At 60.7% G+C, this 24863-nt stretch carries 22 protein-coding genes and 1 pseudogene; 3 read left to right on the top strand and 20 right to left on the bottom strand.

The genetic code is table 11. From position 1 onward, the window contains the following. Positions 1-4 precede the first annotated feature (4 nt). The 14 genes and pseudogenes from ACNA0J_RS13210 to ACNA0J_RS13145 all read right to left on the bottom strand — a co-directional run bounded on the left by ACNA0J_RS13210 (position 5) and on the right by ACNA0J_RS13145 (position 13928). On the bottom strand, positions 5-862 hold the full coding sequence (locus ACNA0J_RS13210) for an isocitrate lyase/PEP mutase family protein (protein WP_415819313.1): 858 nt from the start codon (positions 860-862) through the stop codon (positions 5-7). A 93-nt stretch (positions 863-955) separates the two neighbouring features. After that, entirely contained in the window at positions 956-2428 is a 1473-nt protein-coding gene (locus ACNA0J_RS13205; RefSeq protein WP_415819312.1) for an FAD-dependent oxidoreductase, read from the bottom strand. Beyond that, a complete protein-coding gene (locus ACNA0J_RS13200; RefSeq protein WP_415819311.1) occupies positions 2425-3021 on the bottom strand; it encodes a cysteine hydrolase family protein in 597 nt (198 codons plus the stop codon). Before ACNA0J_RS13200 ends, ACNA0J_RS13205 begins: the two co-directional genes overlap by 4 nt. An 11-nt stretch (positions 3022-3032) precedes the next feature. Then, the gene (locus ACNA0J_RS13195; protein WP_415819310.1) at positions 3033-5081 is read right to left on the bottom strand and encodes a hydantoinase/oxoprolinase family protein; all 2049 of its coding nucleotides are present in this window, start codon (positions 5079-5081) and stop codon (positions 3033-3035) included. Continuing rightward, positions 5078-6520: pseudogene (locus ACNA0J_RS13190) on the bottom strand (hydantoinase B/oxoprolinase family protein); the annotation flags it as partial. The gene ACNA0J_RS13195 and the pseudogene ACNA0J_RS13190, both read right to left, overlap by 4 nt. 1 nt (position 6521) lies before the next feature. Then, the coding region (locus tag ACNA0J_RS13185) for a hydantoinase B/oxoprolinase family protein (protein WP_415819309.1) at positions 6522-6748 on the bottom strand (227 nt) is incomplete at its 3' end. 23 nt (positions 6749-6771) lie between these two features. Further along, positions 6772-7254 (bottom strand): LeuD/DmdB family oxidoreductase small subunit, encoded by a 483-nt coding sequence (locus ACNA0J_RS13180; protein WP_415819308.1) that lies wholly within the window; start codon positions 7252-7254, stop codon positions 6772-6774. Between the two features lie 67 nt (positions 7255-7321). Further along, positions 7322-8587, bottom strand: a complete 1266-nt coding sequence (locus ACNA0J_RS13175; protein ID WP_415819307.1) for a 3-isopropylmalate dehydratase large subunit — start codon at positions 8585-8587, stop codon at positions 7322-7324. Further along, complete coding sequence (locus tag ACNA0J_RS13170; protein WP_415819306.1) at positions 8587-9297, bottom strand: ABC transporter ATP-binding protein; 711 nt, start codon at positions 9295-9297, stop codon at positions 8587-8589. The genes ACNA0J_RS13175 and ACNA0J_RS13170 overlap by 1 nt, the downstream gene beginning before the upstream one ends. Beyond that, positions 9294-10049 carry an ABC transporter ATP-binding protein gene (locus ACNA0J_RS13165; RefSeq protein ID WP_415819305.1) on the bottom strand — a complete coding sequence of 252 codons (756 nt, stop codon included), beginning with the start codon at positions 10047-10049 and terminating at the stop codon, positions 9294-9296. The genes ACNA0J_RS13170 and ACNA0J_RS13165 overlap by 4 nt, the downstream gene beginning before the upstream one ends. Further along, a complete protein-coding gene (locus tag ACNA0J_RS13160) occupies positions 10042-11010 on the bottom strand; it encodes a branched-chain amino acid ABC transporter permease (RefSeq protein ID WP_415819304.1) in 969 nt (322 codons plus the stop codon). Before ACNA0J_RS13160 ends, ACNA0J_RS13165 begins: the two co-directional genes overlap by 8 nt. Before the next feature lie 2 nt (positions 11011-11012). Then, complete coding sequence (locus ACNA0J_RS13155; protein WP_415806143.1) at positions 11013-11888, bottom strand: branched-chain amino acid ABC transporter permease; 876 nt, start codon at positions 11886-11888, stop codon at positions 11013-11015. Positions 11889-11891: 3 nt separating this feature from the next. Continuing rightward, complete coding sequence (locus ACNA0J_RS13150) at positions 11892-13097, bottom strand: ABC transporter substrate-binding protein (RefSeq protein ID WP_415819303.1); 1206 nt, start codon at positions 13095-13097, stop codon at positions 11892-11894. Positions 13098-13118: 21 nt separating this feature from the next. Continuing rightward, the gene (locus ACNA0J_RS13145) at positions 13119-13928 is read right to left on the bottom strand and encodes a GntR family transcriptional regulator (RefSeq protein ID WP_415819302.1); all 810 of its coding nucleotides are present in this window, start codon (positions 13926-13928) and stop codon (positions 13119-13121) included. A 247-nt stretch (positions 13929-14175) separates the two neighbouring features. Here ACNA0J_RS13145 and ACNA0J_RS13140 point away from each other — a divergent pair, with 247 nt between their 5' ends. The 3 genes from ACNA0J_RS13140 (at position 14176) to ACNA0J_RS13130 (ending at position 15857) form a co-directional block, all read left to right on the top strand. Further along, positions 14176-14280, top strand: a complete 105-nt coding sequence (locus ACNA0J_RS13140) for an entericidin A/B family lipoprotein (RefSeq protein ID WP_415819425.1) — start codon at positions 14176-14178, stop codon at positions 14278-14280. 138 nt (positions 14281-14418) lie between these two features. Continuing rightward, positions 14419-15306 carry a hypothetical protein gene (locus ACNA0J_RS13135; RefSeq protein ID WP_415819301.1) on the top strand — a complete coding sequence of 296 codons (888 nt, stop codon included), beginning with the start codon at positions 14419-14421 and terminating at the stop codon, positions 15304-15306. An 89-nt stretch (positions 15307-15395) separates the two neighbouring features. Then, a complete protein-coding gene (locus tag ACNA0J_RS13130) occupies positions 15396-15857 on the top strand; it encodes a hemerythrin domain-containing protein (protein WP_415819300.1) in 462 nt (153 codons plus the stop codon). Between the two features lie 65 nt (positions 15858-15922). Here ACNA0J_RS13130 and pdeM read toward each other — a convergent pair whose 3' ends face one another. From pdeM to ACNA0J_RS13100, 6 genes are all read right to left on the bottom strand, one after another. Continuing rightward, positions 15923-16576, bottom strand: coding sequence for a ligase-associated DNA damage response endonuclease PdeM (gene pdeM / locus ACNA0J_RS13125; protein WP_415819299.1), 654 nt, complete (start codon positions 16574-16576; stop codon positions 15923-15925). Further along, complete coding sequence (locus ACNA0J_RS13120) at positions 16560-19022, bottom strand: ligase-associated DNA damage response DEXH box helicase (protein ID WP_415819298.1); 2463 nt, start codon at positions 19020-19022, stop codon at positions 16560-16562. The genes pdeM and ACNA0J_RS13120 overlap by 17 nt, the downstream gene beginning before the upstream one ends. After that, the gene (locus tag ACNA0J_RS13115; RefSeq protein ID WP_415819297.1) at positions 19019-20623 is read right to left on the bottom strand and encodes an ATP-dependent DNA ligase; all 1605 of its coding nucleotides are present in this window, start codon (positions 20621-20623) and stop codon (positions 19019-19021) included. Before ACNA0J_RS13115 ends, ACNA0J_RS13120 begins: the two co-directional genes overlap by 4 nt. A 60-nt stretch (positions 20624-20683) precedes the next feature. Continuing rightward, positions 20684-21688 carry a ligase-associated DNA damage response exonuclease gene (locus tag ACNA0J_RS13110; RefSeq protein WP_415819296.1) on the bottom strand — a complete coding sequence of 335 codons (1005 nt, stop codon included), beginning with the start codon at positions 21686-21688 and terminating at the stop codon, positions 20684-20686. 25 nt (positions 21689-21713) lie between these two features. Further along, positions 21714-22262, bottom strand: coding sequence for a YdeI/OmpD-associated family protein (locus ACNA0J_RS13105; protein WP_415819295.1), 549 nt, complete (start codon positions 22260-22262; stop codon positions 21714-21716). A gap of 105 nt (positions 22263-22367) precedes the next feature. Then, positions 22368-23243, bottom strand: coding sequence for an autotransporter outer membrane beta-barrel domain-containing protein (locus tag ACNA0J_RS13100; RefSeq protein ID WP_415819424.1), 876 nt, complete (start codon positions 23241-23243; stop codon positions 22368-22370). Positions 23244-24863 lie beyond the last annotated feature (1620 nt).

Genomic DNA, 24863 nt, shown 5'->3' with positions numbered 1-24863 from the left:
GCAGTCAACCCTCGTACCGTTTTCCCGCAGCCAGCAGTTCCGGCGTTCCAATCACCGCATTGAGCCCATCAAAATCCAGCATCTGTTCGCGCCACGGCGCGGTGCTGCCGTTTTGCTTCAGGCTGCCGTAATAGCCAGCCAAAGTGTGTGCCACCGCGCGTGCGGTTCCTCCGGGAAAGATCACGATGCGGAAACCCACATCGGCCAGTTCCGAGGCGGCTTTGACTGGGGTCTTGCCCCCCTCGACCATGTTGGCAAGCAGCGGCACGCGTCCTGCAAAGCGCGAGCAGGCTGCCTGCATTTGCTCTGGAGTCCGCAGCGCCTCGATAAACAATGCGTCGGCGCCGTCTTCCAGGTACTGTTCGGCTCGATCCAAGGCAGCCTCCAGGCCCTCGACGGCGATGGCATCTGTGCGTGCGAGGATCAGCGTGTCGGCAGAGTGCCTCGCATCGACAGCAGCGCGTAGTTTGCCGCGCATTTCGTGGACCGGCACCACGGTCTTGCCATCCAAATGACCACAACGTTTTGGAAACGTCTGATCCTCGAGTTGGATCATCGCCGCGCCGGCGCGCTCGAAACCGCGCACCGTGCGCTGCACGTTCAGCGCATTTCCGAAGCCCGTATCGCCGTCCACGATCACCGGCACCGAGACACGCTCAGCGATGCGGGCCAAGGTATCCTCGACCTCGGTATAGGTGGTCAGCCCCACATCGGAACGCCCCAATCGGGTATAGGCGATCGAGGCACCCGACAGATAGAGTGCATCAAAACCGGCCTGCTCCGCGATCAACGCGGACAAGGCATCGTAAACACCAGGGGCCAGAACGCAGCCCTCGGCCAGCTGTTGTGCAAGTTTTTTCATCCATTGCTCCGAGAAACTTCAGTAGTCATGCCAGGGATATAAGCGTTATTGCCCATGCGACTGCAAATTTGGGAAGGCTTTTTTTGAAATCCGTTACAGCGGCCGGCCCAGCAATTCCGCGGCTGTCGCTGCGGCGATATGCCCTCCTGCCACGGCGCTCAGCAGGCCATTGCCCGAGAGATAGCCCGATACCTCATTCCCGGACACGCCGCGAGCAGCGCCGCCGGCAGCGAGCAAATTGGCAAAAGCATGGCCGTTCGTATTCAACACTCGGCATTGCGCATCGATGTCCAGTCCGCCCTGCGTATGGAATAACGCGCCAGTAACCTTGATCGCGTAGTACGGCGCCGCGAGATGGCGCGTAAAACGCCGGCCCAATACGTCATCCAGATCGGGGGAAATAGATGCCAGAGTGGCCGCCAACGTTGCTTTGTCGCAGCCGATGAGATCCGCCAATGCCGCAGCATCTGCAGCACAGCGCAATGCACCACCCGCCTCGGCATCCTGGAAATCGGGAAACTCGCGCAGCAGCGCCAATGTGTGCGCGTCAAACACGTTCCATGCCACGCCCTCCGGTTGAGCCAATACGTGTACCGCAGCCTCGGAATACCCCTGTGTTTCGTCGTGAAAACGCTTTCCGGCACGATTGATCTGCACGCCGCCATCCATGATGACCGCCCATGAGATCAATGCGCCTTGCGGAATCGCCCACGAGCCATGACCCTGATAGCCGCCCATATCGGCCAATCGCGCACCCAGTTGCAGGCCCCATTGCACGGCACTGCCATCGTTGCCCACGTGCCCGCCGTACACGGCGTCGGCCATTGCCGGCAGATATTCCCGGCGCATAGAGACATTGCCGCCAAAACCATTGCAAGCGAGTAACAGCACATCGCAGCCTATCACCTCCGTGCCGCCATCAGGCCGCTCGCACCCCACGGCCGTGATACGGCCATCGGCGTCGCACCATAACTCTCGCGCAGTGGTATCCGTCAACAGATAGGCACCCGCCTCGCTGGCCGTGTTGGCCAGCGCGCCCACCAAAGCAGCCCCCGTACGTTCTGGCAGGCTGTGCATACGGCGGGCGTGATGGCCGGGATACAGAAAACCGTCCAGCACCTCAAACGTCAGTCCTGCCTCTTGCAACGCATCGATAGCCAGAGGAATCGCCTCGGTATAGGCCGTCACCAGATGAGGCGCTGCCTGGCCATGCGCCTTGGCATGAATGTCGGCCGCAAAATCAGCCGGGCTGTCCGTCACCCCCGCAGCCTGTTGAGCGCGCGTGCCCGCCGCCGGAATAAAACCCGAGGACAGCGCGGTCGAGCCACTGGGCACCGCGTCCCGCTCGATCAACACGCATTCAATCCCCGCGCGCGCCAGCCGCCAGGCCGCCGTCAACCCGCAGGCGCCCGCGCCGATGATCACAACGGGCACGCGCCCACCGGCGGGGGCTGGTCCTCGGGTAACGCGAGGGCCATGATCATCGATAAGCGCCGGATCTTGCGCAATGCGAGACAAATCATCGCCAGCGGGCTGTGGCGCCTGCGAAACGTGGCCTACACTCATTTCGACAGACTCGCGATAAATTCCGCACACGTTGCGATCTCTGCGACCGTACGCAGATCGGCCAACGCGGCATCGTGCATCTCGGGGCTGGGCGCCGCACATCCATCGGCCAATACCGTCACGTGATAATCACGCATATGCGCATCGCGGGCCGTGCTGGCCACGCCGCCATTGGTGACAATGCCACAAATGACGACATGATCGATGCCCGTGCGGCGCAATACCCAATCCAGCTGAGTATTGAAAAACGCGGAATAGGCGACTTTCCAGACCGACACGTCGACCAGGCCATCCAACTCGGCGACACAACCATGGCCAGGACTGCCCGCCACGAAATCTCCCCGCTTTAAAAACGGGCGCAGGCGGCGCAAGTGCGGCGAGATCATTGGCTCGCCCTGAGCATCCGGCCACAACGTGAATTGACTGGCGGCCACATATCCCCCGGCTGCCTTGACGGCCTGCGCGACGGGTGCAACACGTGGCGGCAATGCGCGAGCCTCGGGACTGACAGCGCCGCCCCGATCATACGCGCCACCTGGCGTCAAAAAGTCGTTTTGCAGGTCGACAATGATGAGTGCAGTTGAACGTGACACGAGCGTGCTCCTTATTCCTGGCGCGCGATCAAGAGGTTGCCCAGGGCGTCTACCTGCCCACGGAATCCGGGTTCGAGCCAGATGGTGGTGTCGGGTTGCTCCAGGATCGCTGGCCCGTCCACGTGCGCGCCAATTGGCAAGGCGAGCCGTTCATAACGCACCGCGTCCCACCATTGACCACTGTGATAAACACGCTGCGTGCCCAATGACGCGGGCATGTCAGTCGCAGTCGGAGCCAACAAGGCCAGATCGAATTTGGGCCGCTGGCCGATCCGCGCATAGCGCAGGTTAAGGACACGGATCGCGATGCCGGGCAAGCTGCGGCCATACGCGCGGCGATATGCGGCCTCAAAGGCTGCGCCGATAGCCGCACGGTCCAGCGCCTCGCGCGAGACCTCCACCGTCACTGTATGGCTCTGGCCTGCATACAGCATATCCAGCTCAATACTCTCGCGCACGCCTTCGAACGCCACGCCCGCGGAATCCAGGCGTGCCTGGCAGGCTTCGGCCAAGGCGTCGATCCGTGCGACCAGCTCGTCGATGTTCAAGCCGTCCAGCGTCACGTTCAACGTCTGCACACCGTCATGACGCATATCCGCCATCACGCAGCCCAATGCCGAGGTCACGCCGGGAAAGCGCGGTATCAGGCCGCGCGTGCAGCCCACCTCGCGCATCATCGCGCAGACATGCAATGCGCCGCCTCCACCAAAAGGCATATAGGCGAACTTGCGCGGATCATGGCCGCGCTCAATCGAGACCAAACGAATCGCACCGGCCATTTTGGCATTCGCCACTGTCAGGATGGCTTCGGCCGCGGCATACGCGTCCAAGCCCAGCGGCTGCCCCACGTGCGTGTCGATCGCCGTGTGCGCCAACTCTGCATTCATCTGCGCCAGCAGACCACCGCCTAACGGACGATCCGCAGCAATGCGGCCCAACAAGACATTGGCGTCTGTCACCGTCGGACGCGTATTCCCGCGCCCATAACATGCCGGCCCCGGAATGCTGCCTGCCGACTCCGGCCCGACTTGCAACAAACCTCCTGCATCAACGCTGGCGATCGAACCGCCGCCAGCGCCAATCGTCTCGATTTGAATCATCGGCGCACGAACCACCATACCGAATTCAATCGACGTCTGTGCAGCCAGCGATGCCTCTCCGCCCGCGACCAACGAGACGTCGAACGACGTGCCGCCCATGTCGCCGGTCACCACATCCGGCAAACCTGCCGCACGTGCAATGGCTGCGCACGCAATCACGCCTGCTGCGGGTCCGGATAGTGCCGTACGCACCGGTACGTCGCATGCCGTTTGGCGCGACATCACACCGCCGTTGCTTTGCACCACCAACAGTTCACCCTCGAACCCGTGACCTTTCAAATCGGTCTCCAGGCGCGAGAGATAGCTGCCTACGACGGGCTGCAACGACGCGTTCAACGTCGCGGTCGAGCAACGTTCAAATTCGCGGATCTCCGGCAGCACTTCGGTCGCAGCCGTGACATTGGCATTCGGCCAGATTTGGCGCACACGGGCGACTGCGGCTGCCTCGTTGTCGGGATTGGCGTAGGCATTCACAAAGAACACGCACACGGCCTCGCAGCCCAGGGCCAGCAGTTCGCGTGCCGCGGTCTCTACTTGGTCCAGATCGACCGGCGTGTGAATCGTCCCATCGGCCAAGACCCGTTCGCTGACCTCGAAACGTAAATCGCGCGACACCACAGGCTCGTAATTGCCGCGCAAGCCCCAGGTTTGCGGACGGTCACGGCGGCGCATCTCCAGCACATCGCGGAATCCCTCGGTCGTGATGATGCCCGTGCGAGCGACTTTGCGCTCCAGCAAGGCGTTGGTGCCCACCGTCGTACCATGCACGATGGTCGCAATCGCATCGGCGCCATCGGCGACACGCTCGATGCCGTTCATGAAGCCGCGAGCCTCTTCGCCACGCGTCGAGGGCACTTTCACCACACGGGCGCTGCCGGCCTTTTCATCCAGTACAAAAAGATCGGTGAACGTGCCACCGACGTCTACCCCAACCACCAACGATTGCTGCGCGGCGCTCATGCTGCCTGCTCCTGTTCTGCTTGACTGACATACCCCATTTTCTGGTCGCGCTCGCGAGCCTCTTCCGAACGGGCCTGCGGCGATCCGTAGCCGCCGCCGCCCGGCGTCTCCAGGCGCACGCGCTCACCGCGTTTCAGGCGTATGCCCAGCATTTTTGAGGTCATGGGCGGGGTATGCCACTGCCCGTCGTTTTCATACTTGAAGACATTGGGAACGGCCGATGCCCCCCCTGCGATACCCTTCGGTGCACTGCGTCCGCGTTCGCCGAAAATAAAAGCCTCGGCACTGTCTTCCAGCAGCTCAATTTCATAGATGGCGCCCAAACCGCCGCGATGCTGACCGTCGCCTGCCGAATCGGGACGCAACGCCCATTGCGTAAACCGCACGGGATAGGCAGCCTCCAGGATCTCTAGCGGTGGAATGGTGGCCGTAGAAATCGGTGCATTGCCATGCGACAAGCCATCGCCATCACTGTGGCCGCCATGTCCGCCGCCGAAGAAGCTGAACATCACCCAGCGCTGCCCCTTGCGCGCCTCGTCGCTGCGGTAACCCGCGATCGACAACGCATTGATGGTGCCGTAAGCCTGGGCCGGTGCGCGCTCTGGTGCAGCCTGGGCCACCGCGCAGAAAATCACGTCGATCATGCGCAGAATGGTTTCGGTGTAACCGCCCACGGGCCGCGGACGCGCGGCCGAGATCAGCAAACCGTCGGGCAGCACCACGTCCACCGCGTCCAACACCCCTGCATTCGCCGGCACATCGGGGAATACGTGTTTCAACGCCACATAGCAGGCCGCAATGGCCGTGGCGCGCGAAATGTTCACCGGCCCCGCACATGAGGGCGAGGTCTCGGAGAAATCCAGAGTCAGTTTGTCGCCCGCGACACGCAGTTTCAGCGCAATGGTCAGTGTTTCATCGCGGACCCCATCATTGTCCAACGTATCGGCAAAGGCATACTCGCCATCCGGCAGACGTTCTATGTGGTCACGCATCAGACGCAACGCTCGCAGGCGCAGGGTATCCAATGCCTCTTTGACCGTGCTGTCGCCATACTCGTCCAGCAAACCATCCAGCCGGCCTGCCCCAAGCTCCAACGCAGCCAACTGACCATTCAGATCGCCCCAGAGACTATCGGGCAAGCGCGTATTCGCCTTCAAGATCGCCAATACGTCTGCGTCCAGCGTGCCTGCACGCACGATACGTACCGGCGGAATCTGTACGGCTTCTTGCCAGCACTCCGTCGCCGATGGGTTGTAGTTGCCAGGCACGGCACCGCCGATGTCATGCCAGTGCGCGGCCGATGCCAGAAAACAAAACAGCTTGCCATTCCGGAACACGGGGCGCACCAACTTGAAATCGTTGGCATGCGTGCCGCCGTCATAGGGATCGTTGAACAGCCACACATCGCCATCGACCATTCCGCCACGCTCGGCGGCGGCNCGCGCGGCCGCCTGCACGGCAAAGGACATCGCGCCGACAAATACCGGCAATCCGGATTTTCCTTGTACCAGGGTCGCGCCCGACTCGGCGTCGTACAGACCATGACATGCATCATGGGCCTCGGCGATGATGGGATTGAACGCGCTGCGATACAGCGTCGCATCCATCTCATCGGCGATTTGTTCCAGCCGTCCCTTCAGGACGGCCAAGGTCACGGGGTCAAGCATGATTCGATTCCAGTTTGTCGTGATCAAGACGGCCGGCTGCGCGTCTTCAGTAGATTCAAAAGACCGCCCGCGCGCACCATATCCAGCAGAAAATCGGGCACGGGTTCACATGCCAGCGCCTGGCCTTTCTCGTTGCAGACGATGCCCTGATCGAGGTCCAAGGTGACCTGCTCGCCCTCGGCCAATTGCTCGGCCTGCGCGCACGTCAACAGCAATAACCCCACATTGAAGGCATTGCGGAAAAACAAGCCGCTGAATGACGGTGCGATCACCGCCGCTACACCTAAATGCACCAGGGCTGCTGCCGCCTGCTCGCGCGACGATCCAATACCAAAATTAGGTCCGGCGACCAAGACGTCTCCGCGCTGTACCGCCGATGCGAAATCGGGCCGCACCCGTTGCAGACAGTGACGCGCGATCTCGTCGATGCCAAATTTCATATAGGCGCCGGGCGCCAGGGCGTCAGTGTCGATATCCTCACCGACACGCCATACGCGCGCGCTCATTGGATTCTCCTGCTTTGAGCCAGCGCGGGCTGGCACAAGCGCTTATACACATCACGGTATTGCGTCGTCACTGCATCACCTCGCGTGGGTCGATAATGCGGCCGGCCACGGCGGCAGCCGCCACGCTGTACGGCGAGCCTAAATACACCTGCGCGGACTCCGAGCCCATACGGCCTTTGAAATTGCGGGCCGTGCTGGAAATCACCGTGGCCCCATCCGGGATCGAACCGCCATAGCCGGCACACGCGCCGCATGTGGTAGGCAATATTTGCGCCCCGGCGTCTGTCAGTACCTGCATCACGCCCTCTTGTGCCGCAGCGGCTTGGTCCTTCATGCTGGCTGGCGCGACGATCAGGCGCATGCCGTCTGCCAGACGCTTGCCGCGCAACACGCGGGCGGCGGCCCGCAGGTCCTCCAGTTTGGCGCCGGTGCATGCACCGATATACGCCGCCTGCACCGCGATATCGCGATAGCTGCCCGCATCGCGCGCATTGGCGGGGCTATGCGGGGCAGCCACCTGAGGCGCCAATGCACTGGCATCAAAGTCATACCATTCGGCATCGCAGCCCTCATCGCTGTGCCAGCGCTGCACGTCCAGCGGCTCGGTCACACCGACCTCGCGCAGCCAGGCTGCAGTTGTCTCGTCCGGAGCCACCAGACCGACTTGCGATCCGAGTTCCGCGCTCATATTGGACAGGGTCATGCGCTCCGGCATGGACAAGGCCCGCACCGCCTCACCGCAGAACTCCACCGCCTGATACTGTCCGCCATTCATGCCATAGCGGCCAATCAGGTGCAGCATCATGTCCTTGGCCGTCACACCATCGGCGAGGCGGCCGTTCCAACGCATCATCAGGGTCCGTGGCACCTTGACCCAGATCTGCCCCGTGACGACCACGCCCAGCATCTCGGTACTGCCCACGCCAAACATATACGCGCCAAACGCCCCACCAGTCGGTGAATGCGAATCCCCGCCGACACAGAACATGCCTGGACGCAGATGACCGCCCTGCGGCACTACGACATGGCAGATGCCCTGGTTGTCATAGACATGCGGCAAGCGCTCGCTGCGCGCCCAATCCCGGGCAATACGCACGATGCGGCGCGATTCCTCGTCTGATTCCGGCACATAGTGATCGATCACCAGCACCACTTTGTCGCGATCCCAGATCGTCGCGCCCAATTCGCGCAACATGGGCTCCAGCCGGCGAGGGCCGCTGGAATCATGGAACATCGCCAGATCCACGGAGCAAGTCACAATCTCGCCTTCGGCGACAGTATCTCGACCGCTCGCAGCGGCGATCAGTTTTTGTGCCAGGGTCTGTTTCATCATTACATCCCCAAATATGCTCGACGCACATCATCGCTGGCCATCAACTCAGCACAGCCGCCACTATGGCGAATGGCGCCGTCTTCCAGTACGTACGCACGCTGCCCGACCTCGAGCGACTGGCCCACGTTCTGCTCGACCAACAGGATCGATAAACCGTCTTCGTGCAAACGGCTGATCAAACCGAACATTTCTTCCACCATCAACGGCGACAGGCCCAACGAAGGTTCGTCCAAAATCAACAGGCGCGGCTCTGCCATCAAGCCGCGTCCGATCGCCAGCATCTGCTGTTCGCCGCCAGACATCGTCCCCGCGAACTGCGTCAGACGCTCGCCCAGGCGGGGGAAAATCGTCAACACCCGATCCAGATTTGCGCCACGGCGTTCACGCGCTCGTGTGAAAGAGCCTAATTCCAGGTTCTCCCGCACACTCAGATTAGGAAATACCCGGCGCCCCTCCGGCACCTGGATCAAGCCTGCCTTGACGACCTCGCGGTAATGTTTTCCCGTCAAGTTCTGGCCATCGAAGCGCACCTGTCCTTCCCAAGGGCGATAGAGGCCGCATAACGTATTGTTCAACGTGGACTTGCCCGCGCCATTGCTGCCGAGCAATACGACAATCTCGCCCTGTTCGACATGCAGATCGACGCCGCGCAGGACCTCCATACGGCCATAGCCCGCTCGCAAGCCATTGACTTCCAGTAACGCGCTCATGCTCGCATCTCCATAGCGGCGATGCGCGCGGCAGCGCCGTGACCGAGATAGGCCTCGACCACCGCCGCGTCACGAGTCACCACCGACGGCGCGCCGTCGGCGATCAATCGCCCCTGCGCCAATACCCAGACATGTTCTGCCAGGCTCATCACGGCACGCATCACGTGTTCGATCATCAAGACAGTGATGCCATCTGCCGTCAACTGACGCACCACCGGAATCATCTCGTCAATCTCAGCTGGATTCAGTCCCGCCAGCACCTCGTCCAGCAATAACACACGAGGTTGCGTAGCCAGGGCCCGAGCCAATTCCAACCGTTTGCGGCCCGCCACTGTCAGATCGGCGGCGGGTTTGTCCAGCTGGCGATGCAGATTCACGCGTCTCGCAATCGTCTCGGCAGCCTCCAGCGCCTGGGCGCGATTGGCGACTCGCAAATGCGCTCCTACGGCAATGTTCTGGCGCACCGTCTGCGCGCCAAAGGGCTGCACCACCTGAAAGGTGCGCGTCAGCCCCAACTGTGCCGAGCGTTGCGGGGCCATCCCGGTAATGTCTGCTCCGTCAAAAAGGACACGCCCTTGTTGCGCACGCAAAAAGCCTGACAACAGACCAAATAGCGTCGTTTTGCCGGCACCGTTGGGCCCGACCAATGCGGTCAAACTGCCGCGCGGCACGGCCAGGCTCACATCCTGTACCGCTTTTACCCCACCGAACGTAATCGAGAGATTCTCTGCCTGAAGCAAGATATCAGCCATGGCTACGCCCCTTTTGGCTAAACAGGCGCATCACTGGCTGGCCATAGCCCGATAATCCTCGCGGCGCAAACATCACGATGGCAATCAAGACAAGGCCGTAAATCACCATGCTGATACCGGGTAACTCGCCAAACAGATTGCGCGTAAAGTCCGCCAACACGTGCAGCGCCACTGCGCCTGCAATCGGGCCCCACAAGGTACCGATGCCGCCGACAATCGCCCCGACCAACGCCTCGACCGATACTGCCGGTCCAAAAGCAATCGATGGATCGATGTACTGAAACACCTGCACGTAGAACGCGCCTGCCGCGCTCATGAACGCTGCCGAGATCGCAATACCCTTGAGCTTGATATTCAACGGGTCTACGCCGATGGCGCGCGCCGCATCCTCGTTATCACGCACGGCTTGCAAATACGCGCCGAAACGCGAATGCCGCAGCCACGCCGTGACACCCAGCGCCAACAGCACAAACACCAGGATCAAATAGATATAGCCGTGACGCGAGGCAAACTGCATATTGGCCACGCCCTCTTTCAGCGGCACCATCAAACCCACACCGCCACCCGTGAACGGCACCGATCCGGCGATGATGCGAAACACCTCGGCAAAGGCCAAGGTCACCAATGCGAAATATGAGCCGCGCAAGCCGTAGCGAAAGGTCAATCCCCCCACGATCAGCCCTACCAGCGCGCCACAGACGATCGCTACCGGCAACACCGCCCATGGATTAATGCCCAAGTTCAGTTGCCCTAACGCCTGGGCATAGGCCCCGACACCAAAAAACAGGGCGTGGCCAAACGATAACTGCCCGCCATAACCGCCCAGAATATTCCACGCCTGCGCCAGCAACGCCGCATACAGCGACATCATGATGAATGTCAGCCATACGCCGGATTGCACGAACATCGTCGCCACAGCCACCGCCAGGCCAAAAATCAGGATCCCGTATAAATCCTTCATGGTCACGCCCTCGCCCCAAACAGCCCCTGCGGGCGAAACAGCAACACGAGAATAAAGATGGCAAAGATGCCCATCTGGCCCAGCGAGTCGCCCAGGAACAAGCCGCCCAACGACTCCACTACCCCGATCAACAAACCGCCGACCAAGGCTCCGGCAAAACTGCCCATGCCGCCCAGCACCACGATCGTGAAAGCGATCAGCACAAAGCCACTGCCCACTTGCGGATTGACGTAATACGCGGGCAACAGGAAACACGCTGCAGCGCCCAGACAGGCCATACCGATCGCAAACGACAAGGCGTATACGCGTTCGACATCTATGCCCATCAGTTTGGCACCCTGCTTTTCCTTTGCCACGGCACGTATGGCGCGGCCCAGGTCAGTGCGGCGGATCACCCACAGCAACACGGCCGCTACAACCATCGCCCCTGCAAAGGCGATGACTTTCGGCAAGGCGATCAATGCCGGCCCGATTTCGACCGTGGACAAGGTATAGGCGGTATCGATACTGCGCGTATCCGATTTGAACCACACCAGCGCCAGATTCTCGAGCACGATCGACAGCCCCAAGGTCACCAAGAGAATGTTCTCGTCCTTGCCGTGGCTGGCGCGGCTGATGATGACGCGCTGCAGGAAATACCCCAGCACAAACATGCCCGCCATCACGAACGGCAGCGCCATATAGGGATCCAGCCCCAAACGCTCTTTCAGCAGATAGACGGCGTACAGCGCCACCATCAGGGCAGCGCCGTGCGCGAAATTGATGATGTGCAAAACACCGTAAATCAGCGTCAAGCCCAACGCCACCAGCGCGTACACCGCGCCCGTGGTCAGGCCGTTGAGCACGGCAGACAACAGAATGGCAGGATCCCACAACATCGCTCAGGCCTTTACCGGAAACTGGGCGTTGGCCTGACGGTATGCCTCAGGGATGATCACCTTGATATCGCCGCCGATCACCTGTGTCAGCAGAGGCTGCGCACCGGTATTCTGGCCATTCACGAATTTCGTGGGCCCATACGGCATCAAATGATCCGAGAACGTGCTGCTGGCCAATGCCTCGGTGATCGCCGCCCGATCCGTGGATTTGGCGCGCTCGATCGCGTCGGCCAACAGGTAGACGCTGACATAGGTCATGAAGACCTCGTAGCTGAAGTACGCGCCCTTTTCCTCGACACGTGCTTTCAGCGGCGCGACGCGGGCATCCTTGGGATTGAACCAGTGATTGCAATCGATGATCCCGTTAGCCACGTCAGGGAATTCTTTCAGGAATTTATAGCTCGATGCTGCGCCGCCCAATACGGAATAAATTGCCTTCGGGCTCACCTTTTGCTGCTTCATCGCACGCAATAGCAAGGCGTACTCGTTGTAGTAGTTTGCCGGAATCACGATGTCCGGATTCACCGAACGCATGCGCAGCACAATATTGTTGAAGTCGCGGGTCGGGTTCGGGTGTTTGACGACTTCTTTCACCTCGAAACCATGCTCTGGCAGAGCCTTGGACAACAACGCTGCCGTCCCCGTACCGAACAACGAATCCTCGTGCACGATCATTACGGTCTTTGCCGGCTTGCCTGCCGCGTCATTCAACGCCACCAGATCGGTAATCGCGCGCTCAGTACACGTACGATAGCCCGGCCCAAAACGGAAGGTATTTTTCAAGCCTCGCTCAACGATCTGATCCGCCACACCGACATCCACCACATGAGGCAGTCCATATTTGGCCGCCGTCTGCGTCGTCGCCAGACAGATGGCGGATGCGTACGCACCCACAATCGCCGACACGCCCGCGGCGTTCATTTTTTCCACCTCGGCGGAGCCGGCCTCGGGACGCGATTGTGCGTCCCCCAGCAAAGCCTCCAGCTTGGCGCCGCCCAGCGCCTTGATACCGCCGGCCTTGTTGATGTCCTCGATGGCCAGCAGAGCCCCCAAGCGGCATTGCTGGCCCGAATATGCCAACGCGCCCGTCACCGGATGCAGAATTCCGACTTTCACCGGCGTAGCGGACTGGGCACGCACCATCCAGGGTGCAGATAACACAGCAGCCGCGGCGGCGGACTGCGTCAAAAAAGTACGGCGCGTCGTCATGGCAAAAACTCCGAAAGAGACTTAATGAAATTGGGCCGAGAGCTCTTCGCTGACCCAGACCTTGGCGTCGATGTCCCCGACGCGCGACAGCTGCAATTGATATTGATAGCGATCCGGGCGATACAAACCATGCAACAGCTGCACCGGACGATCATTCACATCACGTACCAAACGAACCACCGACAGCAACGCCGACCCCACCGCCACATCCAAATGGCGGCCGATCTGCGCATCCGCCAAGCGGGCTCCGATGGTTTGTGTCGCGCCGCCGAATTCGACCCCTGCAGCCTCCAGCAACATCAACAACGGTTGACGCTCCAGATCCGCACGGCTGAAATTCGCCACGGCCTGCGGCACATAGGTAGTGATGTGGGATAAGGGCCCCGCCTCGGTGCTGCGCACGCGCAAGCTCTTGTGCACGGGGGTACCCACAGGAATTTCCAACGACTCGGCCACGGCAGGCGAGGCATTGACCAGCTCGCTATCCAACACATGCACCGACGTGCGCAAACCCATATTGACGATGTTTTCCATCAGGCCCACCAGATGGGCCTTTTGGCGCGGGCTCTTTGTCGCACTGTTCGTGTCTCGGGTGCTCGCCGCGGGCGCGTGCCGTGTCGGCCACGTGCCCAATCCCGGGCGGCGCGATACGAGCCCATCCGCCACCAGCATTTCCATCGCCTTGCGGATGGTGATGCGCGCCACCTCGAACTGCGTGGCCAACGCGAGTTCGCCTGGCACGCCATCCTGATCGAAACGCCCTTCTTGCAACTGCTCGCGCAAGATGAGGTAGATCTGGTGATATTTCGGTAGCGGTAAGGAGGTTCCCATAGACAAAGATTCTGTCCATGTCCCAATGTATCGTCAATAGAACAAATGGTGATATAGCTGTTCTATCGGGTAATTACCAATATCAGTTGCGCGCCGGTCTCGTCGAAGCACATCGGCCTGCCCGAACAGAAACGCAGCTCTACCTCCTGTCCCAACCAATGCAGGTCAGGCACGAGACTTGCTGACGCACGGCACGTCAACACTCTGCCAAGGACGCACCATGAAAAGCCAGCAATTCATTCTGATCATGGCCCTGATCGCCGCGAGCCTCACTGCCGGTTGCAACACCATGCACGGAGCCGGACAGGATATTGAACGCGGTGGGGAAAAGATTCAGGAAAAGTCGCAATAACTGCCGTCAACAAGGAGACCATATGCGATCCATACTTTTGTGGCTGCTGGGCGTACCCATCCCCATCATCATTTTGCTAGCCCTATTCTGGCACTGACTATTCAGTGCGGGTGACCTCAACCAAAACAAGGAAATGTCATGCAGAATGATCAGTCCGTGACTTCTTATGCTCATGATTTGAGCGGCGTAGAGTCGCCGCACTCCGCCGTATCGTGGGGCGCCGTCATCGCCGGCGCCGTTATCGCCTCAGCGGTATCCGCGATGTTGGTCATCGGTGGTACAGGACTCGGGCTCGTCTCGATGTCTCCGTGGCGGGATGAGGGCGCCTCCGGGCCGGCTCTCGCGGTGGGATCCATCATCTGGCTCTTTTTCACACACATCGTCGCCTACGGGATCGCGGGTTATGTCGCGGGGCGGCTGCGTACGAAATGGACCGATGTCCACGACGACGAGATCTATTTTCGGGATACTGCCCATGGCTTTCTCGTCTGGGCCTTGAGCGCTGTCGTTGGACTGATTTTGCTGGGCACCACCGTGGCGTCTGTGGTCTCGGGCACGGCCAAAGCGGGCGCCACTATTGCGGGCGCCGGTGCAGGCGCCGTCACGGCAACAGCCGGGCAAGACGGCTCAGACAGTTTTTCCCTGGACTATTTCACCGATGCCCTGTTGCGCCCCAATGATCCCTTGGTCGCGACGGCCCAGGGGGATATTCGGCAAGAGGCATCGCGCATTCTCGGCCGCAGCCTCGCTACCGGTGCACTGTCTGACACAGACCAGGACTACCTCGTCAAGCTGATCGCTCAACGCGCAGGCGTAGATGAATCGACAGCGCAGCAACGCCTGACGGAGATCCAGGACCAAGCCGAACAAACCGCGCGCGAAGCAGAGCAAAAAGTCCGCGAAACTGCCGATGCCACGCGCAAGGCCGCCGCAGGATTCTCGTTGTGGGCGTTCGCGTCGCTACTGGTGGGCGCTTTTGTCGCAAGCTTCTGCGCGACGATCGGCGGACGCTCCCGCGATCGCTAAGGCGCGGTTGCTCCTCGATAGTGGATGTAAAGTTCCAGTGTCGAGGACACCGGTGGAATCGGCTTTTCTTCGTTAAAAAAGGAGGCACTATGGCTGCTGCCACTATCTATGACGCCCTGCGCGAAAGTCATGAGATTCAGCGTTCACTATGCAGAAAGCTGCTACGCGCAGCGCCTCATAGCGAGCGCCGTCTCGAAATCTACCGGGAGCTGAAGATCGAGCTCGCCGCTCACGCAGCGGCAGAAGAACGGTTTCTGTATGCGCCTATTCTGATGGACGACATGGGTCTGGATCCTTCGCGTCATGCCTTGGCCGAGCATCATGAGATCGACGAGTATGTCGAGGACCTCGGCAAAGCCGAAACGCGCGGCGGCAGCTGGCTGTCCAAAGCGAAAAAACTATCAGATGAGGTCCGTCATCATCTACGCGAAGAGGAAAAGAAGTTCTTTCAGATCTCTGGAAAGATTCTTAACGATAGGCAAAAAATCCGATTGGGGCGGCAGTATCTACAGGACTATGCTCGTATGAAAGAGGTACTGGCCAATCAATAAGGAAGATCGTCCATCTGTGCTATACGGGCTAATCAACGACCGTTCTCAGGACACAGATGTCCTAATCACGGGATCGGAATAGCCGTCCCATCGACGCAGGCGATCAAGGTATCGCCGCGCTCGATATCGGGCCGTTGTCCTCCGGTAAATGCTGAAAAAGCAGGCAGAATCGTCATGCCGGGCCTTAACCAGAATACTGGCCAGTTACGCGGCACACCGGACAGACGAGCCTGTGGATGCACATGTCCAGCGATAACATGGCGGCCATCCGCATCGCGCTGAGGTAAATGACGAAATACGAATGGACCATCGGCCTGAAACTCTCCTAGTTGGCGGATATCCAAGGCCTCGCCATCCAGCGCGCGATCATGATTGCCGGTCAATGCCGCGACTTGCAATGCCGCGTGCGCCTGTCTCCAGCGGCTCCAACTGTCGCGCCATTGGGCCTGTGTAGCCGGACCGTGCAGCACGTCGCCGACAATCCATAATTCCCGGGCATCCGTCATCACCGCCAGGCCTGCCAGGCGTCGCAGGTCATCCTCAGTAGCGCCACGGGGAACGGCGATACCTGCTCGCCGGAAAACATGTCCTTTGCCCAAATGCAGGTCAGCAATAATCAAACGTCGACGCGCCGGCCAGAACATCGCGCGTTCGCCCAACAGCAACATAGGCTCTCCCGCCAGCTGCACACTCAGCGCGCCCTCAGGCAATGCGGGCATAGCGTTTCTCCAATTGCGCAGCGGCGCGTTTCACGCGATCCTGCCAGGTCTGTGTGCTGAGTTGCCCGCGCAGGCTCTCCGTCCATAACGGGAACGACAGCGGTGTCAACGCATGCGGCTCGCACAGGACCAACGTACGTGCCGCGCATTCCTCCAATACTGCCATGAGCCGCGGCATGTCCAATTGCTGTTCAAAGACCTCGCGTTCGGCCTGCGCCAACAACAGGTGCCCTGGGTCATAGCGCCTCAGCACGTCGTACAGCAGACCGCTGGATGCCTGCACCTGACGCAACGAACGCATTTCGCGCCCAGGCATAGAGGGCGTCAACAGTCCCGCGACTCGCGCAATCTCACGGAACTGCCGACGTGCCAGCTCGCCCAGATTGATGCCCTCGCTCAAGTCATTGCTCACCCCCTCTGCGCTGAGCAGTCGCCGCAGCAATGCGTCGTCCACCGCTGCGGGCTCGGCCAAGGTCAACATCAAACCATAATCGTTCACGGTATAAGAAAACGTATTACCCTGCAGCCGCCCCCACCGCAATGCCATCATGGCCGCCATCCCCTCGTGCACGGCTCGTCCCGCAAACGGGAACAGAAAAAGATGCATACCGCGCCGTGTAGTAATGCACTCGGCGACTAAACGGTCCTGATCAGGCAGAGCACTAGCGCGAGCCTGAATACGCAAGAGCGACTGCGCCACCCGCATTTCCGGGTGAGTACCAGGGTGCGCAAAAACACGTTCGACTTCGCGGCCCAGTTGAGTAGACAGCGGCATACGCCCGCCTTGCCAGGTGGCAACCGGACCGATTCCCGTCTTCGTTCGCCGCACATAGGCTGTCATGCCCTCCAACCTCACCAGTTGCAACGTACGGCCCGCGAACTGAAATTGATCCCCGGGGCGCAGTCGCGCGAGAAACGCTTCCTCGACTGAGCCCAGACTGCCACCGCGCAGATACTTGACCGAGATCGCCCCGTCGGCCGTGATCGTGCCGATCGAAAGACGATGACGCAATGCGATGCGCCGGTCATGTACGCGATACCAGCCGTCTTCGTCGCGCTGCACTCGCCGAAACTCGGGATAGTTGGCCAACGCATTACCGCCCTGCTCTATGAAATCCAGCACTGATTGCCAGGCGGCAGGACTCAGCGAGGCGTATGCATGTGTCTGCCGGACTTCGTCATAAAGCGCCCTGGCATCGAAACCGCCGCCCAGCGCCAAGGTAACCGCATGCTGCGCCAGCACATCCCAACAATCGCTCAATGGCCGGCGCGATTCGATATCCCCACGGGCGATGGCCTGCCGGGCAGCGGCAAACTCGATGAGTTCCAAGGCCTGCGTCGGCACGCAGATAACGTGGCCAGACGTACCAGGGCGATGCTTGGCGCGGCCAGCACGCTGCAACAATCTGGCCACCCCCTTGGCGCTGCCGATTTGCAGGACTTGGTCTACTGCTGGAAAATCGACACCCAGATCCAGACTGGAGGTGGCCACTACACAACGCAGCGTACCCTCGCGCAATCCCTGTTCGACGTTGGCACGCAGCTTCGGGTCCAGTGAACCATGGTGCAGCGCGAGTGTGGCGGGATCATCCAACCATATCGATTCCAGTGCGCGATGCCATAGTTCGGCCTGTGCTCGGGTGTTGGTAAACAGCAAGCTGGTGCCTGCCTTGAACAAGCGTTTATAGACGTTGGCGAGCTGCGATAACCCGAGATGACCAGCCCACGGCAGCCTTCGATCAGGTGCAGGCAACATCGTCGACAACGTCACCTTGCGCGGCCTCGCACCCGCCACCAATATGCTATCGGGCGCGTGAGGCAGCAGTACGGCGCGCGCTTCGTCCAGATTGCACAGCGTCGCCGACAGCCCCCAGGTACGCTGGCTCGGCGCCAAATGCCGCAAGCGCGCCAGGCACAATTGCAGCAGCACGCCACGCTTATTCCCTAATAATTCATGCCATTCATCCACGATCACACATCGCAGCGCGTGAAAACGGGTCGATGAATCCGCATAGGACAATAGCAACGCCAAGGATTCTGGCGTGATCACCAACACATCGGCTTTTCCCTGCCGCGCCAGGCGTTTGTCACGTGCACTGGCGTCGCCCGTACGCATGGCGACAGTCCAATTCAGCTGCAGATCTGTCACGACCTGGGTCAGTGCCTGCGTGGTATCAGCAGCAAGCGCGCGCAACGGCGTGACCCACAAGACACGCGGACCCTGTGCCGCTGCAGGCCGCGTCGCATCAGGCTCGGCCAACGCCTCCAGCACCGGCCCGCCAAATGCGGCCAGCGTCTTGCCGCTGCCGGTCGGCGTATGCAATACGCCCGATTGGCCCGCCAGATAGCGCTGCCAGACCTCGCACTGAAACGCGGCGGCCTTCCAGCCACGTGCTTGAAACCACGCGGCTAGCGGCGCGTCCCAATGACGCGGCATCCTTTTCATCGTGCCAGCGCCTTTAGCGTGTCCAGCTGATCAGCCTCGGCAGCCGGCTTGTCGTGCCGCCAGCGCAGGATACGCGGAAAACGCACCGCGACCCCTGATTTATGGCGTTTGGAGATATTGACGCCTTCGAAACCCAATTCGAAAACCTGAACGGGATTGACGGATCTGACCGGACCAAAACGCTCGAGCGTGTGCGCACGCACCCACCGGTCCAACGCCAAGATTTCCTTGTCGTTCAGACCGGAATACGCCTTGGCAATCGGCACCAAGGTATCACCGTCCCACAGGCCAAATGTGTAATCGGTGTAGAGCGTGCTGCGCCGTCCATGGCCCGCCTGCGCATACAACAACACCGCATCGATCGTCAGAGGGTCGACTTTCCATTTCCACCAATCGCCGCGCCGCCTGCCGCTCTGATATGGCGCACTGGCGCGCTTTAGCATAAAGCCCTCTACGCCACGCTCACGTGATTCCTCTCGCAACCTTGTCGCTGCGTTCCAGTTGGACAAAGGTATCAATGGCGACAGACATAACCGAGGATCCGGGTACTGCTGCAACAGCGATTCGAGTTGACGGCGCCGCTCTAGCTGGGGCAGCTCGCGCAGGTCCTTGCCGTTGAGCTCCAACAGGTCATACGCCAACATCCGCACTGGCGCCTCGGCCAGCCATTTGGGCCCGGGCTTCAATCGCTGAATGCGCGTCTGCAGCGCAGAGAATGGCATGGGCCCTAGCGCTTCGTCCTGCCAAGCCAGCAACTCGCCATCCAACACACAATCTGCGTCCAACGCAGCGGCAGCGTCCTCGACTTCCGGGAAACGCCCATCCAGACGCTCCTCGCCACGCGACCACAGCGCCACCTCGCGATGACGCCGGATCAACTGAGCGCGAATGCCGTCCCATTTCCACTCCAGCATCCATTCGTCGATAGATCCCAGGGTCTCCGGCTCGCTCTCTAACGGAGACGCCAGAAAAAATGGATACGGTTGCTGACGATCGCCCGGCAACGCTTCGGTACTGAGGAGTGCCAGCAAAAACGCCGGGCTGGGCGCCCATTCGCCCATCATGCGTTGAGCGATACGCGCGATCGGGACGCCCGACATTTCTGCCAGCGCCTGCTGCACCAAGCGCTGCGATACGCCGACGCGCAACGCGCCCGTCAATAGTTTGTTAAAAACGAGACGCTCGTCAAACGGCAGGCCCCGCCATGCTGACACGATGACATCACGACGTTCGGCTTCGTCCCGATTGGCCACTGGCACCAGGACCTCTTCGATCCACTCTGCCAGGCTGCGTTCGGCAATTGCTTGTTCCGGGTCCGGCACCAACAGTGCCAGCGTCTCTGCCAGATCGCCTACCTGCTCATAGCTGGCCTCGACTAACCACGGAGCTGTATTCGAGGCCTCGGCCACCCATGCGCGCAACTCGCCTACCGCTGCGATCTTGCGGCGCGCGCTGGTGATTTTGCCCCCTGCCAACAGAAATAGCGCCCAGGCAGCATCGCGTGATGGCGCGTCACGGAAATACGCGACCAGCGAGGCCCGCTTATCCAAGATGGCTGTAGATCGGTCGAGGTCCTGATAGAGTGCCGCGAATCGTTTCATACACGCCCTATTTGTCTTCACTCGAAGGTCTAAACAAGACGAATCGCGACATCAGCGTCCCTATTCCTCGTCCTCGAACTGCGTCATCAGCGTTTCAGCCGCCACACCAGCTTCATTCAACGTGCGTACCAACGCGCGCGTATCCCCGTGAGTCGCAATCACGCGCGATGCCCCCGTCTCACGAATCGTACGCAACAGACCCGGCCAGTCGGCATGATCAGAAAGCACAAACCCCCGGTCCATATTGCGCCGCCGCCGATTGCCTCGCAATCGCATCCAGCCAGAGACGTAACCCTGCTGCGCCTTGCGAAACCGCCGCAGCCACGGACTGCCTGCCGCCGAGGGAGGCGCCATGATCAGCTCACCAGCAAAATTCGTGCCGCCCGTTCTCGTCGCACGATCGGTTTCCATTACCAATTCCGTGTTTGCCATGGCGATCCCTGCCTGCCGATATACATCTACCCCGGCAGCGATGGCGCCGTGCAGATAGACTGGCCGGTCGATGTGCGGCGCGAGTTCCGCGAGCACCCGCTGTGCCTTTCCCAGGGCATAACAATAGAGGATGGCGGCCTCGCCACGGGCGGCGCACTGGTCACGCCACTGCACGATCTCACGGGCTACATCGGCGGTGGCCGGCCAGCGATAGATGGGCAAACCGAACGTCGCCTCGGTGATGAACGTATCGCAAGGGACGACTTCAAAGGGACGGCAAGTCGGATCCGGTTGACGTTTGTAGTCCCCAGAGACTACCCATACCTGCCCCTCGGCCTCGATACGTACCTGAGCCGATCCCAGCACATGGCCTGCGGGATGCAAGGACACGCGAGCATCGCCCAGCGTGAAGGCCTCGCCATAGTTATAGGCTCGATAGTCCTGCTCGCCCAGTCTCCACTGCAAAATAGGCAGCCCCTCGCGGCTGGTGTAATAGCTGCCCATCCCCGAGCGGGCATGGTCGCCGTGGCCATGCGTCACTACCGCCGTCGACACCGGCTGCCACGGATCCACGTAAAACTGGCCTGCCGGGCAGTACAGGCCTTCGGGGCGAAGTTGCACAATATCTGGCATAGAAGACGCCTCCTAAGCGCAGCGTTCACCCTTTGGCTTTCGGTGCGCTCAAGCTTTTGCTATAGAAGCCCGACTGATCGAAACAGCAGACACGCCGCTCGCCCTCGGCGAGCATCTCGCAGGCATTTTGCACCCGGCGCGCACGGGTCTTGGCCTGCTTGGCAGATTCGATCCAATGGATCCAGTCAACACGTGCGAGCGTCGTGGTGTCTTTCCAGGTGGCGGTCGCAGCGGTGGACGCAGCCAATGCTTGCTGCAGGTCGTCGGGCATCGCAGGCTCTGGCTCGGGATCAGCCGGAACGACTTGAACGGTGACCGTATCGCCGAACGACGCGGCGGCTGCCTCTTGAAGCGCATGGGGGACGTTGAGCCAATGACTCAATTGACCATCCGGCTCAAGCGTCGCCTGAAAAGGCTGCCCATTGAGCGTCCCCTCCACCGACGTCCTGCCTCGCCTGGGCAGTGTGTCGCTAGCGGCTTTGGGCAACACCAGAAACGCCCATGAATCATCCGCGCCCGGATTCGCCGGACGCAGCAGTTGTGCCTGGAAAGTAGAAGCGTCGGTGTTTGCCATGTCGGGATGCTGTGGGAAACCAACTCAATTTATACCACCCACCGTCGCGGCGACCAATCAAGCAACTACCACGGGCGGCGCAGGCAGGTCGGCCTGCGCCGCGCCTCAGAACGGCACAGCGACCTTCAACGTCCCCGAGTGGCTGTTTCCACGCGACGCAAACTCACCGTCGTACTGCAGGCGGAAATCTATTCCAGCAGCCTTCGACACCAGCAGACCCGCGCCTATACGGCCGATGACGCTGTCGGTAGGCATCCTGGTGCTGAAACTGCCGCCCCCATCGGGCGAGCCATCCAGCCGCGACTTGGTTTTCCATCCGTTTTCCGACAGGAACGACACACCGGCGTAGGCAAACGGCCGCAACACGGCCCCTCTGGGCAGTTCGACACGTCCGCCGATCTCGACTGCGGGCGCGAGGCCAAGCACGAATTGATCGCTGCTATCCACCTTCAAACGCAAGGCATCGCCCGATTCCGTATAAGCGGGCATGCGCGAGTAGGTAGCTGTCAAATCCATGTAGGGTTTGAGGTAGAAATCGCCCTGTACAAAGGTGCGTGCCGCACGCAGCCGTGCGCTGAAGCTATACACATCGGGTTTACCTTTCGCCTGGCTGTCGTAGCCCGCGATGCTCAGATTGCGGTCCAGATCGAAAGACCCGTAGCCGCCACCCAGCGCCCCAGAAAACGTCCAAGGGCCCATTTCACGTTTGAGCACGATGCCGGCGTATCCGGAATCGCCCGACCCGCCGACCCGGCGGTCATCACCGCGCAAATGGGAATTCTGATAGGCCATCGAACCGCCGAAGAACCAGTGAGGCGCAATCTCACGCTGTCCGCCGAATTGATAGGTCACACTGTCCAGAGAGAAACCTGCCGTCCCGTCACCGCCATTCTGATTCGTATGCCGCGAACTCACCTCTGCCCAGAAGCAGCTCTGCTCTGTCGTGAGCGCCCCCGCATCGTCAAAAGCCGGGCACGACATCATTGAATTGGTAAAGCGCGCCATGCCCAGCTGCATCTGTGCAGCAGGCGCGAGCGTGACGCCCGGCGACAGGTCTGAAACACGCTGCTGATACTCGTCGGCCCCCGCGCGGGACGCCGTGTCCAGCTGCGCATACAAAGACGCCAGCGCGGATGACCCTCCATCGTCCCACCCGTACTGCAAATGACTCGCGACGTTACGCTGGTTGGCGCTCAATTGCATCTCGCTGGCGTTAAAGTCTGCCTTAGCGACACGCACATGTGTCGTGTTACCGGACTGCCGTGTCGCGTAGTCAAAAATGGGAGAGTCATCAGCAGCCAAGCTACCCGATTGCGCGCCGTTGACGGTCAATACCGCCAACTCGCGTTCGGGCAGCAAGGCCCGGGGCGCAACCAGCAATGCGCCATCGAGATTGGCAGGGCCGTTAATAATCAACGCGTCAGATTCCATGGCATTGAAATCCGCCCCCACTTGCAATGTACCGGCCGACGTCTGCGTAAACGAACCCGTGAGCGTCGTGGTGGCGTAACGTGTGCGATCCAATCCCGACAAAAACCCCTCTGATCCACCAAGCATGAACTGCCCGCTATTGAGCAGATCGCCCTCGAATACGGCGCCTGCTGCATATTGACCATCGTTGGTCATCTTGCCGCCATTCAATGTCGCAGAGCCCTGAATCGAGCCACTATTCGTGACATTCAGTGGCCCGCCCGTGCCGAGTATCGCGGTTCCTTCGTAGCTTTGCACGATGCCCGTCTCGCCCACGGTGAGCGTGCTGCTGTGATCACTGTCCATCCAGATGGCCGTGCCGACATTGCCCGTCGCGCCCAGCGTGACCGAGCCGTTAACCGTAATAGTTGCCCCATTGGTCGAGCCGGCATTCTGCGCAAAGATGCCTACGCCATTCGTCCCGTTGACAGAAATGACCGAACTCGCATTAACCGTGACGTCGACCGTACCAGAGCCCATATTGCTGGCCGAACCGCCGGTCACTGCCTTACCGGCATATACCGTCTGGCCATCATCCGAAAGCAGCAATCCTCCGGCGCCGCTGGCACTTTGCGCCAGAATACCGATCGCCCCATTTCCGTCGGTATAGATACCGCCACTGGCCGTGATGGACACATTCCCACCCGCGCCAGTACCTCCATAAGAAGTCGGCGCTTTGCTCCCATCCACCGTCAATGTTGCCCCGGTACCTGGCAACCCCACAACGCCACCACCGCCGCCGACCGATTGTGCAACGATCCCATGCGCGCCCGTCCCGGAGGTACGGATACCCGAGGCTGCGGCAAGATTCAGCGTGACGTTTCCGCCGTCGGTTTCGCCGAGCTGACCGACGCTCATGCCGGAGCCTTGTACACCCACCTCGATGCCGGCCGCAGCCTGATGGCTTTGAGAATTGATGATCGTCCCGCCGCCGCCGCCAACGCTTTGCGCAAGGACGCCATATGCGTTGTTGCCCGAGGTCACGACATTCACCGTGCCGCCGCCCGTCAGCTCGACCGTGCCTCCGTTGGAGCCAATCTGGTTATTGGCGCTAGAGGTGTTCAAACTGATCTTCGCGATCTCGAAATCCCCCACCCCAGCAGAGACGCTGGAACCGACCCCGGCAAAGCC

Origin of the sequence: Bordetella tumbae (assembly GCF_965139195.1) — a bacterium.
In the GTDB taxonomy this organism is placed as follows: domain Bacteria; phylum Pseudomonadota; class Gammaproteobacteria; order Burkholderiales; family Burkholderiaceae_B; genus Bordetella_A; species Bordetella_A tumbae.
The sequence above is the reverse complement of the archived record's forward strand: the minus strand, read 5'-3'. Positions and strand labels throughout refer to the sequence as shown.